Below are 13,675 nucleotides of genomic sequence, written 5' to 3'. Positions count from 1 at the left end.
ATTTACGTCAGTCAGATTCATGAGGGAGGACATTATGTTTAAATCTTTCAAGAAGACTAGCATTGCTGCAGCGATCTTAGGTGCGGCTTTGATGGTTCAGGTTGTTCCCGCGCAGGCGGCCAAGGTGCATACTGCTCTAGAAGGGGACACATTTTACACACTATCTAAAAAGTATAAAGTAAATCTACAACAACTAATGAATGCAAATAAAAAAATCTCGCCATATAACATTTACGGCGGACTGAAGATTACAATCCCAACAACGTCGAAATTGACGGCTCAAGCAGCTGGCAGTAACAGCAATCAAGCAGTGACTGCAAGCTTAAATGTAGATAGCTCAAACAAAGTGGTTGAGGCGTGGGGTAAGAATTTTGATTATAGCAAAACGCTGAATGTCAAAGCGACAGCTTACTCCTCGGATCCTGCGGAGAACGGCGGATACGGAGCCGTCGATTATTTCGGCAATGATCTGAAGCTCGGTACCATTGCGGTAGATCCTGATGTCATCCCTCTTGGAACCAAGGTTCTCGTAACCGGACATTCTCATGACGGGCTGCCGGATAAGGCTTTTGTAGCCACGGCTACGGATATTGGCGGTGCCATAAAAGGTAACAAAATTGATATCTTTATTCCTGGAAGTCCGAGCTTTGTAAGTGAATTTGGAATCCAGGACGTGAAATTGTATTTCATCAAAGAATGAATCAATGAATCCAATCAATCGGGTTGAATAACCGAATAACCTGAACTATGTAAACTCGTGAAGAGCCAGCGGCCTTCACGAGTTTTTTACTTTTCCAGGCTGATTCCAAGCAGCTCAGGCACGGTGACAAGCTCATAGCCTAAGGCTTGGAGCCTGGTAATCACTTCAGGCAGCGCCTGAATCGTACCGCTGAGATCTGAGCCTACGCCGCCTCCGCCATGCTGAAGGACAATCGCTCCTGGTCTGATGTTAGACATAATGTTCTGTATAACCTCGTTCTTGCCGATTCCCTTCCAGTCGAGTGAATCTACATTCCAATTCACAATGCGATAGGAGTGTTCTGCAGCCCACTTTAATTGATCCTCGGTAATTTCTCCATAAGGGGGACGGATCATTTTTGGATAATACTGAATAATCGGAAAGGCAGCCTGCTCTGTTCTTTGAATTTCACTCACAAATTCAGGAACGGACAATCGGTTGAAGTTAGGATGTGAATAGCTGTGATTACCGATCGCGTGACCTTCTTCATGAATTCTCCTGAAAATGTTGGGATATTTTGCTATCCGATGACCATTCGCAAAGAAGGTAGCTGTTACACCGTGATTCTTAAGAATATCTAGAATTTGCGGAGTAAACCTAGGGTCGGGAACATCGTCAAATGTTAGCGCCACCTTGTTAACCCTTGGTCCATTGGTAAGGAAGTAATGGCTGTATTTCTTACGCAGCTGTCCCAGAGTTGGTGTATTACGTTCGGAGGAAGCTCTTGAAGAATCGGGCTTGTGAATGGCCGCCGGCTGTATAGAATTCGTATGATTCTTATAGAAGGCATTCGAGAAGTCTGGGGATATCAAAGCACTAATAATGGCAATTGAGGGCATTAACATCAAGATGTAACATGACAAACGCTTCATTAATAATTTAACTCCTTTGTTATGTATTTGAAGGCTAAACTGTATTGCATTATGCGAAATTGGTAGCAAGGAACAAAGTGTTACTTGTTTGTTATTACCTTAGCAGGATGATATTATTCTAGAAAAAAGGACGAGGAGCTGAGGGGCGCTTGAGTCAATTGTTTGAGCCTATTAAGATAAAGGGCCTGGAAATTAAAAATCGCGTTGTCATGCCGCCGATGTGTCAATACAGTGTTACGCAGGAGGATGGGATTCCTAATGAGTGGCATTACGTACATTATGTCAGCCGCGCTGTAGGCGGTACGGGATTGATTATTGTTGAAATGACGGGTATACATCCGGACGGAAGAATTACCGATCTGGATACAGGACTATGGAGTGATGACCAAATTCCATCCTATCGAAGACTGGTTGAAGCCGTTCATTCCTACGGGTGTAAGATCGGTATTCAGCTGGGGCATGCAGGCCGTAAGGCTCAAGATGCGAAGCCACCTGTTGCACCTTCTGCCATTCCATTCAGCGAGCGGTATGATGTGCCAAGAGCGCTTGAGTATGAAGAAGTGAAGCAGTTGGTCATCGATTATAAGGAAGCGGCGAGAAGGGCAGTAGAGGCTGGCTTTGATACCGTTGAAATACACGGAGCACATGGTTACTTAATTCATCAATTTCATTCTCCTCTGACAAATCTCCGTGAGGACGAATACGGTCAGGACTTATCGCGTTTTGGTGTTGAGGTGATTACTGCGGTTAAAGAAGTGATTCCGAGTGAAATGCCGATCATCATGCGTATTTCCGCGAAGGAGTATGTAAATCATGGCTATGATGTTCGGTATGCGGTTGAACTTAGTCAAAAATATAAGAATGCGGGCGTGGATATCTTCCATATCACCTCTGGAGGAGAAGGCCCGATCGGTTCAGATGGAGGCCCTGCCGCAAGAGCCGGATATCAGGTGGATTTGGCCCATATATTCAAGAATGAGCTGAGGATTCCAGTGATTGCAGTTGGCCTGCTGGAGGATTATGAGGATGCAAGAAATGTGGTTGAATCGGGTCAAGCCGATCTCGTTGCGGTCGGCAGGGGAATGCTGCGTGATCCGTATTGGGCGTTGCACGCATCCCAAGCTATTAGCGGCAAGCAGTCTATACCCAAGCCTTATTTAAGAGGTTTTTAATTATTTTGAAACGTATTCTAAATTGATTCGTAATATTGGATTAGATGCAAAATTGATGAGTTATGAAGAAGGAAGCAAATAGAAAACCATTGGGAGGAATATGAAATGTCGTTTTTTAAAAGATTACGTGATGTTACGATGTCTAACCTTAATGCACTGATTGATAAAGCAGAGGACCCGATTAAATTAACGGATCAATATATTCGTGATATGCAGGAAGACCTTGAGGACGCAGAGAAGGCGGTTGCCTCTCAGATTGCCCTAGAGAAGAAATTTAAGTCTCTGTACGAAGAGCAAGAAGCGTTGGTTAAGAAGCGTGAAGAGCAGGCTCACACCGCAGCCAAGGCCCAGAATATTGATCTGGCGCGTCGCGCATTGGAAGAGAAGAAGAATGCAGAAGCGAAGCTTACTGAATACAAGACAAGTTACGACCAAAACAAGGCGGCGGCTGATAATCTCCGCAGCAAGCTTGAGGAGATGCGCAAGCAGCTCGCTGAAATGAAGAGCAAGCGTGAAACTCTGGTTGCCCGTTATAATGCAGCCAAAGCACAAACTGAGATTAACAAGGCGATGAATGACTTTAGCTCAGATTCTGCAACAGCCGGTCTTAAACGGATGGAAGATAAAATGCTGCAGGCTGAAGCCTTGGCAGAAGCAAGCAATGAAATGAACAAGAAGGATAAATCTCTCGACGAAGAGTTTGAGAATCTTGGTAAAGACCAGGCTGTTGAGGACGAACTCGCTGCGCTGATGAAGCAATACGACAATAAATAAGCGTAATGTTGATCAATCTATGAATGGATAACAGGATCAGCACATATATAAGCGAGGGAGAGACCTTTAAAGTTTCTCCTTCGTTTTTCATGAGGAGTTATCTTGAACGGTGGGGGATGTAGGCCAAGATGGAATTTATGGATATTTTACGCATGCTGGTATGGACAGGATCGGGAGCTGTATTGCTATTTATACTGATGTATATTGATTCGCTGTTTACGAAGTATAAGGATTTTGCAGAAGTGAAGGCAGGCAATATGGCGGTAACAACAAGACTTATTATGAAGCTGTTCGCACAGGGCTACATTTTGTCTTCTTCGATATCTGTATCGTATCATTTAGGAGACGCATTAATCGTCTCCGTTATTTCTTTTATCATTCTGCTTGTGATTGAAGCTGTCGTCCATTTCATCATTCGCAGGTTCGCTGCCTTTGATATTGATGGAGGCATGCAGCAGGGCAAGATTGGATATGGGTTGTTCTCCGGAACACTACATGTGGTTGGGGCATTGATCATTTCGGCTTCACTATAATGAGGATCGAGTAAGAAATAGGGGATTGATAGATAATGAGTATATGGAAAAGAGTAACGAATCTGCTGTCGAAGCCAAAGCCGGAGCCGCAAGAGAAGAGTATGCTGCAGCTGGCTCCTGGAGATATATGCGAGGTATCACTGATCACTTACGAGGTCGTCGGAAGAGTGCAGAATCGTGGACGCAATGCAGTCGTGCTTACGCTTCAAGACGGCAATCAGCTTGCTTACCTGCATATAGAAGAGAGGGAACGACTCACCTACGGATTGTACCAGCCGATTGATGGACGACTCGACAGCCCGGATGAAGTACCGACAACAATAGAGCTTGATGACCGAGATTATCATATGGAAGAACAATACGCAGGGCATGTGCTGACAACAGGAAGAACTCCTTTCTCCCAAAGCGGAGAGCAGCATGTCTGGCAGTATCAGTCTGATGACAATCACCTGCTCAGGATTGAATGGCAAAATGGACGTTTTATGCTGTACGAGGGAGAGCACATCATTCCAGCAGATGTTAAAGTTATTCGGGCAACCTAGGAGAGGTTAACCATGAACAAGCGTTTTTTTTACATGATCAAAATTGTACTTGTCCTCAGTTTATTCGTCTCAGTACTTACTGGATGTGGAACAGCGTCTGCGGTCAAAGAGAACTACCCGCTCGAATCTGTGAATGGCAGCGGCAATTCAACTTCCTATGTATATCGTGCCGCTGGTATGACCGTACCTGAAGTTGCGAATGAGCTGATGGAAGAGAGATCACCGGAAGAAGTATCTCCACAGGATACAGAGCGAATGTTTCTTGTATATCCTGATGAGTTATATCATCTGCAGCAAGACCCAGAAACACCGGAAGATACGCTCATTGAAGTGGACTCGCAAGAATATGTCAGACAGAACTACAGCTCTTCTTTTCTCCAGGGTTATATAACGGCATCGATTCTCGACAGTATGTTTGATTCGTTAAAAGGCGCAGGGAAATATCGGGGTTATACGACCCAGAAGACTTATAAACCATCCCAAGGAACGTATCGGACGCCTACGGATAACGATAAGTCGATGGCACCTCCGCTAACGACGAACAAGAGTGGATCCATTATCAGGAGAGGGCTGGGAGATTCAGGAGATACAAGCAAGTCAACCTCAGGAAACAGCGTGCTCGAACGAGGCTCCTCATCGTCCTCTTCTTCCAGCAAAGGTAAGATTGAACGAGGAAAGAGCAGTGGGTCAAGTATATTTTCATCTCCGAAGAAGAGCAGCCGGCCCAAAACGAAAATGGGTTCAGGACGTATTACAAGGCGAAGGTAAGTAAAGGTAAACAGGGAACACAAACAAATAAGAACGGAGCTGGATCTAAAGTAGATTTAATCTTTAGACTCAGCTCTTTTTTTTGAACAGAATTGGGGAATTGGACTGTGAAGACCTTGCAGGGATCGTAAGAAGCCGCTACACTTTGGAAAAAGATGATAAACATAAGGAGTATAGGATGGTAAATCTATCAACAGATCCAAAATTTAATCGTAAAGCGATACAAGTCGAGGCTGCACAGCAGATGTTAACGAAGTATTTACAAGAGATGGACACGGAGCTCGTAAGCATTGATGAGGTGCATGGCCGTACGATCAGCAAAGATATTCACGCACCGCACCCATACCCTTATTTTCGGAGATCAGGGATGGATGGATATGCTGTGAAGAGCAACGATCTTCATGAGGCTTCCAGTACGAATCAAATATGGCTTCAAGTCATAGATGAAATTCCGTGTGGATATGCGTCAGATAAAGTTATTCACTCTGGAACAGCGGCCAGAATTATGACAGGAGCACAAGTGCCGGATGGAGCCGATGCAGTCGTTATGATCGAGGCTGCCGAGGTCCGAAGTGAAGCTGAAGCCGCGTCTGTCGGCTTCAAACGTTCTGTCACATCAGGCACTAATATTACCCCCATTGGATTAGAGATCTCAGAAGGTGACCTGCTGATCAAAAAGGGGACGCTGCTGTCTGCAGGAGAAATATCGGTCCTCGCCACCTTCGGATTCCACGAGGTGCCGGTATATCGTAAGCCGCAGGTCGCTGTCTTCGCAACAGGAACAGAGCTGCTTCGTGTAGATGAAGAACTGCAGCCCGGCAAAATTAGGAACAGCAACAGCTACATGCTCTTATCTCAAGTGAAGCAGGCCGGCGGTGAGCCGCATCTGCTCGGCTCCATTGTGGATGATATTGAACTTGCACGGCGTATGCTGGAGGAAGTGGTCCAGAAGTATGATGTAATTATAACGACTGGCGGGGTCTCCGTCGGGGACTATGATATTATGGGCGATCTTGTTCGGCAGGGTGATGTGGAAATGCTATTTAACAAGGTCATGATGCGGCCTGGCAGTGTGACCACGGCTGCTGTCGTACAGGGTAAATTACTGTTCGCCCTGTCGGGTAATCCAGGCGCATGTTATGTCGGGTTTGAGTTGTTCGTCAGACCGACTCTTCGAATGATGCAGGCTTCGGATTCGCCTTATTTGGAGAAGTGGACCGCAACCTTAGGAGAGGATTACACCAAGGTAAACAACTTCACTCGTTATGTTCGGGGCAAATTAAGTATTAAGGACGGAAAAGTATATGCATCTGCAGCAAAAGTGGACGAGTCGAGTGTGATGGTCACGATCAAAGATAGTGATTGTCTCATTATTGTTCGTCCGGAATCCAAAGGTCTGAAGTCAGGGGAACCCGTAGAACTGCTTAAGCTGAACACCGCAGCGGGATGCTAGATGAAGGGGGAGCAGGATGAATTCTGACGATACACACCGTGTTCAATCGAGGATTTGGCAAGTCATCGGATATAAGAATGCGGGAAAAACGACACTGATTGCAAGATTGGTGCAAGAGCTGAGAGAACGAGGGTACAAGGCGGCTGTAATTAAGCATGACGGGCATGACCATTTTGATATGGATCATCCGAATACCGACAGTGGTAAATATAGTGAAGCTGGTGCTGAAGCCGTTGCAGTCATTTCTGATACCAGACATGCGGTCATCGAGAAACGGAGTGCATCTCTTGAGGATATCATCAAGCGATTCTCTGCCTATGATTACATTCTGGTGGAGGGCTTCAAGAAAGCGCCCTATCCTAAGCTGCTCTTGGTGCGAGAACAAGAGGATCTTGCTTTACTTCAGCTAGAACAGGTGAGAGCGGTTATTGCTGTCGATTTAGAATGGCTGAATAAAGAACAGCTGCCTGAATCGGCAGCCTGTTACAATCGTGATCAAGTCACGAGCATTGCAAATTTTATGATTCGGTGCGGCGTTCAATAGCTTCGGACATCGTTTTATCGGTTAGATGGGCATAGACCTCTGTCGTTTCTGTAGAGGCATGACCCAGCTGCTCCTTGGTCTTATAGATATCATTTTGTAAATAATAGTCGGTTGCAAAGGAATGCCGAAGCTTATGAACCGTGAGATAAGGCTTCCCGAAACGTTTGGCATACTTGATAATCATTGCTTGAATGGCACGCTTTGTCATGCGTTTCCCATCTTTTTGACCATTGGGGACCGTGACGAAGAGTGCTTTTTCTCTTTTGGGTGTATGGTAGCGAAGTGTCCGCAGCTGCATATAGGTGAGAAGATCGTCTTTTGCCTGCTCTCGGAAATAGACTGGATTCTTGAAGGTCTCATCGTTGTTGCCCTTACGGTATACATAGAGCACCTTGTTATTAAGATCAAGATCATCGACGTTTAGATTCACGACTTCGGATACCCGCAGGCCTGAATTGAGAATGAGACTGGCGATGCAAGCATCTCTTTCCTTATTCTGTTCATGGGAGTACAGAGCTTGCTTGTTCTTCTCGACATCCTTCGCATAGCCCTCTAATATGTAGCCGATAAATTCAAGCAGCTCATCCTCCTCGAGTATTTTACCTTTGAGCTTGGCCGCTGTATCCTTGGGCTTATGAACGCGCTTGATCTCGATTTTGGCCATAATATTACGCTTCAGGAGCGGGTAAAACTCCTCGTCCTCTGCAATCTGGCTGAGATAATGAAAGAGTGAGCGGAGAGAGGACAGCTTGCGGGATATTGTGATACGTGAATTTGCGCCTTCTCTCTTCGTCGTTAAGTAGATCCGATAGCCTGTGATGCTGTCCATACGGAGTACTTCCAGATCCTTCAAGGTGACATCTGAGTTCTTCTCCGCCGCAGATAATCCCTCTGCACGAAGCCAGGTAAAAAATGTATCGTAATCCCTGACATACTCCAGCAGAGTAGAGGGTGACAGGTCCGGCAGTTTGTAGTCAATGAATTGCTGAACGAACCAGGGCATGGTTACAACACGTTCATCTAGCTTTTTGCGGTCGGTTTCTTTTTGTATATGCATAGCAATGTAACCCCCGGTTTATTAGATTTATGGATTGACCTTATTTTACCACATTGATTTTTCAAAGGAAAAAGCATTCCGCCAAGAAGAAGGAAGAGGATCAGACAGTACGCTTGAAGGTCTGAAACGAAAGTTTTATAGTTTAGTAGAATGGATTCGGTGTAATCGTGTTTAATAGACGTAGAGTATATAAAAAAGACAAGCGCGGGGTGATATAAAATGGAATTAAGCCTCACTGTTGTATCCAGGGAAGAGAGCCAGGTTATAAGGCATTTGATGCAATTCTATTTATATGATTTTACGAAGTATTTAGATATTGATGTGAACAGTGATGGAGTCTTCCCCGAATATCCGAACTTGAATGAGTATTTTATCCGTTCGGACAAGTTCCCCTTTCTTATTCGAAGCGGACAAGTGCCTGCCGGATTCGCGTTAGTTGAACGATTGTCCGAACGCCGTGAGGGCGATTACTATATGACGGAGTTTTTTGTGATGCAGAAATATCGTCGCAGCGGTGTTGGCACCTGGGCAGCTCAGGAGCTATTCCGCCGTTTCCCCGGGGAATGGAAGGTGTCGCAGGTCCGTACGAATGTTGCTGCCCAGGCCTTCTGGCGGAAGGTGATCGGTACGTATACGGACGGCCAGTTCCGTGAGCGATTCCACCCCGAGTCGGGGAATCCAAGCCAGCATTTCGTGACTTGAACCTGGGTTCAGCACACAATAATTTGGTGATTCGGGTCAATGCGGTATGTCCAAGTCTGATTGAGACGAATATTGTTGAATCACAAAAAGAATCGGAGCAAAAGGCTGATTTGATTCTGTTTAAACCAAGTAGATAGCACATTGTGAGGACCATCTTTTCCTGTAATGAGGGAAGGTGGTTCTTTTGACTGCATACACAGGACCATTGTAAACGGATAATTAACTTTAAATAAACAAACCTTTACGATGCGTTGTTGGTTTTCTTTTACAATAGGATGGGAGGATACCGCAATTAGAGCATGGGAGGATACATAAAATAATGAATTCAACAAATACAGTAACGATTACACTGCTCCAGACAAGTGATGTACATGGCCATATCTATCCAACAGATTACCGGGGACCAGGGGATAAGCCGCTCGGCTATGCCAAACTGTCAGAGCTCATCCATAAAGAAAGGATGGAGGATCCGTCTCTGCTGCTGGTGGACAATGGAGATCTATTGCAGGGGACTCCCTTCATGTATCATTATGCCAAGTACGATAGGAAGGGTGTTCATCCTGCAGCGACTGTGTTAAATACGCTGCAATATGATGCAGCGATAATTGGCAATCATGAGTTTAATTATGGGATGGAGCTGCTACAGCGCACGATGGAGGATACGAAGTGCCCTTATCTGTCGGCTAATATTGTGAATGAGACGGATGGCCGGCCGGCGTTTGGACAGCCTTATCGTCTATTTGAGATGCAGGAGGGCATTCGAGTTGCTATTTTGGGTGTCACGACCCACTATATTCCGAACTGGGAGGAACCCTCGAACATTCAAGGCCTGGCATTCGAGGATGCGCTTGCCTCCGCGCAGCGCTGGGTAACTCACATTCGAGAGATGGAGAAGCCGGATGCCATCGTTGTAAGCTATCACGGCGGGTTTGAACGTGATCCTCATACAGGAGATGCCACCGAGCCTCTGACAGGAGAGAATCAGGGTTATGAGATGTGCATGCGGCTTGAAGGTGTTGATGTGCTGCTCACAGGTCATCAGCATCGTCTGCTCGCGGGAGAGCTGAACGGAGTGGTCTATGTGCAGCCTGGCTCTTCAGGACAGGCGATATCGAAGGTGCAGCTGATGTTTAGCCGCAAGCCTGAAGGTGGGTGGGTAATCCGTGACAGGAATGCCATACTCCTGCATGCAGAGGATGCACAGGCAGATCCAGAAATACTGGAGATCTTTGCCGAAGGTGAACGAAGAACTCAAGCATGGCTGGATCAGCCGATTGGCAGAGTCGAAGGGGATATGTCGATTACAGATCCCATGGCTGCAAGACAGAGAGATCATGCTTTTACGGAGTTCGTTAATCGGGTACAAATGGAGTCAACAGGGGCACCCATCTCCTGTGCCGCAATATTTACCAATGAAGCGAGAGGGTTCACCGAGCACATTACGATGAGAGATGTCGTCTCTAATTATATTTATCCGAATACACTCAAAGTGCTGCTTCTGACCGGCAGCGATATCCGGGCGGCACTAGAGCAGAATGCTTGTTATTTCAGTCTGGATGCGAATGGAACAGGTCTTAGAACTTCGGATAGCTATCTTCTGCCGAAGCCGCAGCATTTTAATTATGACATGTGGGAAGGAATCGAATATGAATTGGACATTTCCAGACCTGAAGGAAGCCGAGTCACGAAGCTGTTATTCAAAGGCTCTTCATTAGCGGATGACGCTGAATATGAAGTGGTCATGAACAGCTATCGGGCAGGAGGGGGAGGGAACTTCTCCATGCTGGTGAACAAGCCTGTCGTACGGGAGATCCCGACAGATATGACGGAAATTTTGGCAGACTATATCATGAAGCGAGAAACCATACATGCTTCCTGCAATAACAATTGGAGAGTGATCTACTAAACCAGCTGTACTCTCCCGCTCAGAACATCGTAAATAAAACCTCCGAATGCATTCGGAGGTTTTTGGCTTGCAATGATTTATTAGATATAAAAGAACAAATTTCATAATACCTTTAGCTGATTAACTTAAGGGTATATTTGATTCAAAAGATTAGCCATTAACGAGCTTGGAGCGAAGTCTATTGGACATCCATTCGATGAGAAGGATAAAAATCACTAAGCCAATCAGAATGGAGCCGACTTGGTTCCAGCGGTAGCTATTCATCGCAAAGATGAGAGGGGCACCGATTCCTCCTGCGCCAACGAGTCCCAGGATCGAGGCTTCACGCATATTCATGTCGAAACGGTAGATTGTCACCGACATAAACAGCGAAAAGAGCTGCGGGATGATACCGTATCGGATCTTCTCAAATGTATTGCAGCCAAGAGAGGTCATCGATTCCAGTACCTGCTTGTCCAATTCTTCAATGGAGTCAACATACAATTTGGACAGCATGCCGATAGAGGTTAGTCCGATGGTCAGTACGCCTGCAAACGGTCCGGGTCCCGTTACCCCAATGAACATGAGCCCATATACAAGTGCGGGAATCGTTCGAATCATGATGAGCAGCAGCCTTGTCAGCCAAGCGATAGGCTTTGGTACGATATTGGATGCTGCTAGAAAAGAGAGCGGAACAGACAGCACGGCACCGACAAGTGTTCCCAGTATGGCGATGGCTGTCGTTTGAAGCAGCAGGTAGAGCACTCCTTGCTCGGTTAGACTGAACAGCAGTTCGAGATCGGGAGTCACAATACCTGTTAATATATTTAATGCAATCGAAATTCCTTTTTGATTCACGTCCTCGAAGCTTACAGTGTCTAGTGACCAGATGAACAGAATCAGTACAATAATGGTAACCGTCAAAATATATCGATGATTCCGAGGGGAAGCACCCAATTGCTTCTCAATGGTTGTCATAGCATGGATCTCCTCATGTTAACTTTTTTCTGAAATGTTCACTGATGGATTCGATAATATATACCGTGATAACCAGTGCAAAAACGATCATGCCAACGTTCGAATAATCACGCCAGCCCAGGTTCTCCTTGATGAGAAGACCGATCCCTCCGGCGCCTACATAACCAAGAATGGCTGCATAGCGAACATTCCCCTCGAAGCAGAACAAGGATGTAGATAGATACCGGGAGAGCACTTGTGGAAAAATAGCATAGCGAAAAGCTTCCACCCGATTCATTCCAATCGACTCCATCGCTTCGAAAGGTCCCATGTCGACGTTCTCAATTTGCTCATATAGAAGCTTACCGACATAAGATAGCGTGAATAAAATAATGGCGACGAGGCCTGCCATAGGTCCGAGTCCAAAGATAAAGGTCGCAATCAAGGCGGTGACCAGCGTCGGCAATGTTCTTAATAAGCTCATCATAATCTTGAAGATCGAAGTGATCACCTTGTTCCTCATCACGTTGGAAGAAGCGAGCAGGGCAAACGGCAGAGCGAGGATCGCTCCAATCATAGAGCCGAGCAGTGACATTTGCAGTGTCGCGAGAAGTGCTTCCAGCAGCTTCGGGAAGTAGCTCCAATTCGGAGGAACCATTTCACCTAATATTTTGAAGAAGTTTTTGATTCTCGAAAATAGCAATTGAAGATCAAAGCCGGTTAATTGAACGGATGCTGCAGTCAGAATCGCAAGAATAATAAGAATCAGCGGAAGTCGAGTTCTTTTTTGCATAACGACCTTGCCGTTATCCAGCACCATCTGTTTTGGCGGAAACAATTTATCATACATGAGTCAGTGCCACCTCCTCCGGGAGGGGAACATCCTTGAGCTTGCTGCCGTAAATTTCATCCAGGGTGTCCTTAGTGACTTCAGACGGTGGACCGTCAAATACAATTTCGCCTGCTCGAACCCCGATAATACGCTCCGCATACTCGAGTGCGACCTCCACATGGTGGATGTTCATAATGACAGAGATGTTCAAGGTTTCATTGATGTTCTTAAAGTCATCCATCACAATTCGGGAGGTGACTGGGTCAAGGGAAGCGATCGGCTCATCCGCTAGGATGATGTCAGGATTCTGGGCAAGTGTCCGTGCAAGTGCTACCCGCTGCTGCTGTCCGCCCGACAACTGGTCTACCCGAACATAAGCTTTGTCGAGAATGCCTACTTTATCTAAAGCCTCGAGAGCTTTTATTCTCTGTTCTTTGGTGAAGATTCCGGTCAGCTTGCGCCACATCGGAAGATGCGGGACAAAGGCGACAAGGACGTTGTTGATCACGCTGATTCGGTTGACTAAATTGAAGGATTGAAAAATCATGCCAATTCTCTTACGAAAACTTCGTACCTGCTTGCCTCTTAGCTTGGATACATCGACTTGATCTACAAACAGCTGTCCGTCTGTAATATCATGCATACGATTAATACACCGAATGAGGGTTGACTTACCTGCTCCGGACAGTCCGATGACAGCAACGAATTCGCCTTGCTCAATCTTGAGGTTAATATTTTGCAGTGCAGTTGTGCCGTTCTGATAGGTCTTTTGTACGTTGATAAACTCGATCATGGGTCAAACTCCATTCCTATGGTTTTTGCTGCCGAGATGAAAAAGGAGAACA

General features: G+C 45.9%; 15 protein-coding genes. 10 read left to right on the top strand and 5 right to left on the bottom strand.

Features of this window, described 5'->3' with window-relative positions; all coding sequences use genetic code 11:
* The first annotated feature begins 34 nt into the window (after positions 1–34).
* Entirely contained in the window at positions 35–700 is a 666-nt protein-coding gene (locus PUW25_RS15975) for a 3D domain-containing protein (protein ID WP_205052824.1), read from the top strand.
* 86 nt (positions 701–786) lie between these two features.
* Here the strand turns inward: PUW25_RS15975 and PUW25_RS15970 are convergent, their stop codons facing one another.
* Positions 787–1,611: a polysaccharide deacetylase family protein gene (locus PUW25_RS15970; protein ID WP_274337291.1), complete on the bottom strand. Its 825-nt coding sequence runs from the start codon at positions 1,609–1,611 to the stop codon at positions 787–789.
* Between the two features lie 149 nt (positions 1,612–1,760).
* On the opposite strand from PUW25_RS15970, the gene PUW25_RS15965 reads away from it, so the two are divergent.
* The 7 genes from PUW25_RS15965 (at position 1,761) to mobB (ending at position 7,397) form a co-directional block, all read left to right on the top strand.
* A complete protein-coding gene (locus PUW25_RS15965) occupies positions 1,761–2,783 on the top strand; it encodes an NADH:flavin oxidoreductase/NADH oxidase (protein ID WP_205052825.1) in 1,023 nt (340 codons plus the stop codon).
* 105 nt (positions 2,784–2,888) lie between these two features.
* On the top strand, positions 2,889–3,557 hold the full coding sequence (locus tag PUW25_RS15960; protein WP_205052826.1) for a PspA/IM30 family protein: 669 nt from the start codon (positions 2,889–2,891) through the stop codon (positions 3,555–3,557).
* A gap of 128 nt (positions 3,558–3,685) precedes the next feature.
* The gene (locus PUW25_RS15955; RefSeq protein ID WP_047910596.1) at positions 3,686–4,090 is read left to right on the top strand and encodes a DUF350 domain-containing protein; all 405 of its coding nucleotides are present in this window, start codon (positions 3,686–3,688) and stop codon (positions 4,088–4,090) included.
* Positions 4,091–4,125: 35 nt separating this feature from the next.
* Positions 4,126–4,632: a DUF4178 domain-containing protein gene (locus PUW25_RS15950; RefSeq protein WP_047910595.1), complete on the top strand. Its 507-nt coding sequence runs from the start codon at positions 4,126–4,128 to the stop codon at positions 4,630–4,632.
* Between the two features lie 12 nt (positions 4,633–4,644).
* A complete protein-coding gene (locus PUW25_RS15945) occupies positions 4,645–5,400 on the top strand; it encodes a DUF4247 domain-containing protein (RefSeq protein ID WP_205052827.1) in 756 nt (251 codons plus the stop codon).
* A 178-nt stretch (positions 5,401–5,578) separates the two neighbouring features.
* Positions 5,579–6,853 (top strand): molybdopterin molybdotransferase MoeA, encoded by a 1,275-nt coding sequence (locus PUW25_RS15940; RefSeq protein ID WP_205052828.1) that lies wholly within the window; start codon positions 5,579–5,581, stop codon positions 6,851–6,853.
* A 16-nt stretch (positions 6,854–6,869) separates the two neighbouring features.
* Positions 6,870–7,397, top strand: coding sequence for a molybdopterin-guanine dinucleotide biosynthesis protein B (gene mobB / locus PUW25_RS15935; RefSeq protein ID WP_205052829.1), 528 nt, complete (start codon positions 6,870–6,872; stop codon positions 7,395–7,397).
* Here mobB and xerS read toward each other — a convergent pair.
* On the bottom strand, positions 7,372–8,454 hold the full coding sequence (gene xerS, locus PUW25_RS15930) for a tyrosine recombinase XerS (RefSeq protein WP_047910591.1): 1,083 nt from the start codon (positions 8,452–8,454) through the stop codon (positions 7,372–7,374). The two genes, mobB and xerS, sit on opposite strands and share 26 nt — an antisense overlap.
* 219 nt (positions 8,455–8,673) lie before the next feature.
* On the opposite strand from xerS, the gene PUW25_RS15925 reads away from it, so the two are divergent.
* Together PUW25_RS15925 and PUW25_RS15920 are read left to right on the top strand one after the other, a co-directional pair.
* The gene (locus PUW25_RS15925; RefSeq protein ID WP_205052830.1) at positions 8,674–9,156 is read left to right on the top strand and encodes a GNAT family N-acetyltransferase; all 483 of its coding nucleotides are present in this window, start codon (positions 8,674–8,676) and stop codon (positions 9,154–9,156) included.
* 319 nt (positions 9,157–9,475) lie between these two features.
* Complete coding sequence (locus tag PUW25_RS15920) at positions 9,476–11,062, top strand: bifunctional metallophosphatase/5'-nucleotidase (RefSeq protein WP_205052831.1); 1,587 nt, start codon at positions 9,476–9,478, stop codon at positions 11,060–11,062.
* Positions 11,063–11,212: 150 nt separating this feature from the next.
* Here the strand turns inward: PUW25_RS15920 and phnE (PUW25_RS15915) are convergent, their stop codons facing one another.
* From phnE (PUW25_RS15915) to phnC, 3 genes are read right to left on the bottom strand one after another with little or no spacing between them, the layout of a single operon-like run.
* Positions 11,213–12,019 carry a phosphonate ABC transporter, permease protein PhnE gene (gene phnE / locus PUW25_RS15915; RefSeq protein ID WP_047910588.1) on the bottom strand — a complete coding sequence of 269 codons (807 nt, stop codon included), beginning with the start codon at positions 12,017–12,019 and terminating at the stop codon, positions 11,213–11,215.
* 13 nt (positions 12,020–12,032) lie between these two features.
* Positions 12,033–12,848 carry a phosphonate ABC transporter, permease protein PhnE gene (gene phnE / locus PUW25_RS15910; RefSeq protein ID WP_047910587.1) on the bottom strand — a complete coding sequence of 272 codons (816 nt, stop codon included), beginning with the start codon at positions 12,846–12,848 and terminating at the stop codon, positions 12,033–12,035.
* A complete protein-coding gene (gene phnC / locus PUW25_RS15905; protein WP_205052832.1) occupies positions 12,841–13,623 on the bottom strand; it encodes a phosphonate ABC transporter ATP-binding protein in 783 nt (260 codons plus the stop codon). The genes phnE (PUW25_RS15910) and phnC overlap by 8 nt, the downstream gene beginning before the upstream one ends.
* Positions 13,624–13,675: the final 52 nt, after the last annotated feature.

Source organism: Paenibacillus urinalis (assembly GCF_028747985.1).
GTDB lineage: Bacteria > Bacillota > Bacilli > Paenibacillales > Paenibacillaceae > Paenibacillus > Paenibacillus urinalis.
The sequence above is the reverse complement of the archived record's forward strand: the minus strand, read 5'-3'. Positions and strand labels throughout refer to the sequence as shown.

Excerpts from the sequence above, each read along its gene's own strand:
- PUW25_RS15975 (WP_205052824.1), top strand. The coding sequence starts at position 35 with ATGTTTAAATCTTTCAAGAAGACTAGCATTGCTGCAGCGATCTTAGGT.
- PUW25_RS15970 (WP_274337291.1), bottom strand. The coding sequence starts at position 1,611 with ATGAAGCGTTTGTCATGTTACATCTTGATGTTAATGCCCTCAATTGCC.
- PUW25_RS15960 (WP_205052826.1), top strand. The coding sequence starts at position 2,889 with ATGTCGTTTTTTAAAAGATTACGTGATGTTACGATGTCTAACCTTAAT.
- PUW25_RS15955 (WP_047910596.1), top strand. The coding sequence starts at position 3,686 with ATGGAATTTATGGATATTTTACGCATGCTGGTATGGACAGGATCGGGA.
- PUW25_RS15950 (WP_047910595.1), top strand. The coding sequence starts at position 4,126 with ATGAGTATATGGAAAAGAGTAACGAATCTGCTGTCGAAGCCAAAGCCG.
- PUW25_RS15945 (WP_205052827.1), top strand. The coding sequence starts at position 4,645 with ATGAACAAGCGTTTTTTTTACATGATCAAAATTGTACTTGTCCTCAGT.
- PUW25_RS15940 (WP_205052828.1), top strand. The coding sequence starts at position 5,579 with ATGGTAAATCTATCAACAGATCCAAAATTTAATCGTAAAGCGATACAA.
- mobB (WP_205052829.1), top strand. The coding sequence starts at position 6,870 with ATGAATTCTGACGATACACACCGTGTTCAATCGAGGATTTGGCAAGTC.
- xerS (WP_047910591.1), bottom strand. The coding sequence starts at position 8,454 with ATGCATATACAAAAAGAAACCGACCGCAAAAAGCTAGATGAACGTGTT.
- PUW25_RS15925 (WP_205052830.1), top strand. The coding sequence starts at position 8,674 with ATGGAATTAAGCCTCACTGTTGTATCCAGGGAAGAGAGCCAGGTTATA.
- PUW25_RS15920 (WP_205052831.1), top strand. The coding sequence starts at position 9,476 with ATGAATTCAACAAATACAGTAACGATTACACTGCTCCAGACAAGTGAT.
- phnE (WP_047910588.1), bottom strand. The coding sequence starts at position 12,019 with ATGACAACCATTGAGAAGCAATTGGGTGCTTCCCCTCGGAATCATCGA.
- phnE (WP_047910587.1), bottom strand. The coding sequence starts at position 12,848 with ATGTATGATAAATTGTTTCCGCCAAAACAGATGGTGCTGGATAACGGC.
- phnC (WP_205052832.1), bottom strand. The coding sequence starts at position 13,623 with ATGATCGAGTTTATCAACGTACAAAAGACCTATCAGAACGGCACAACT.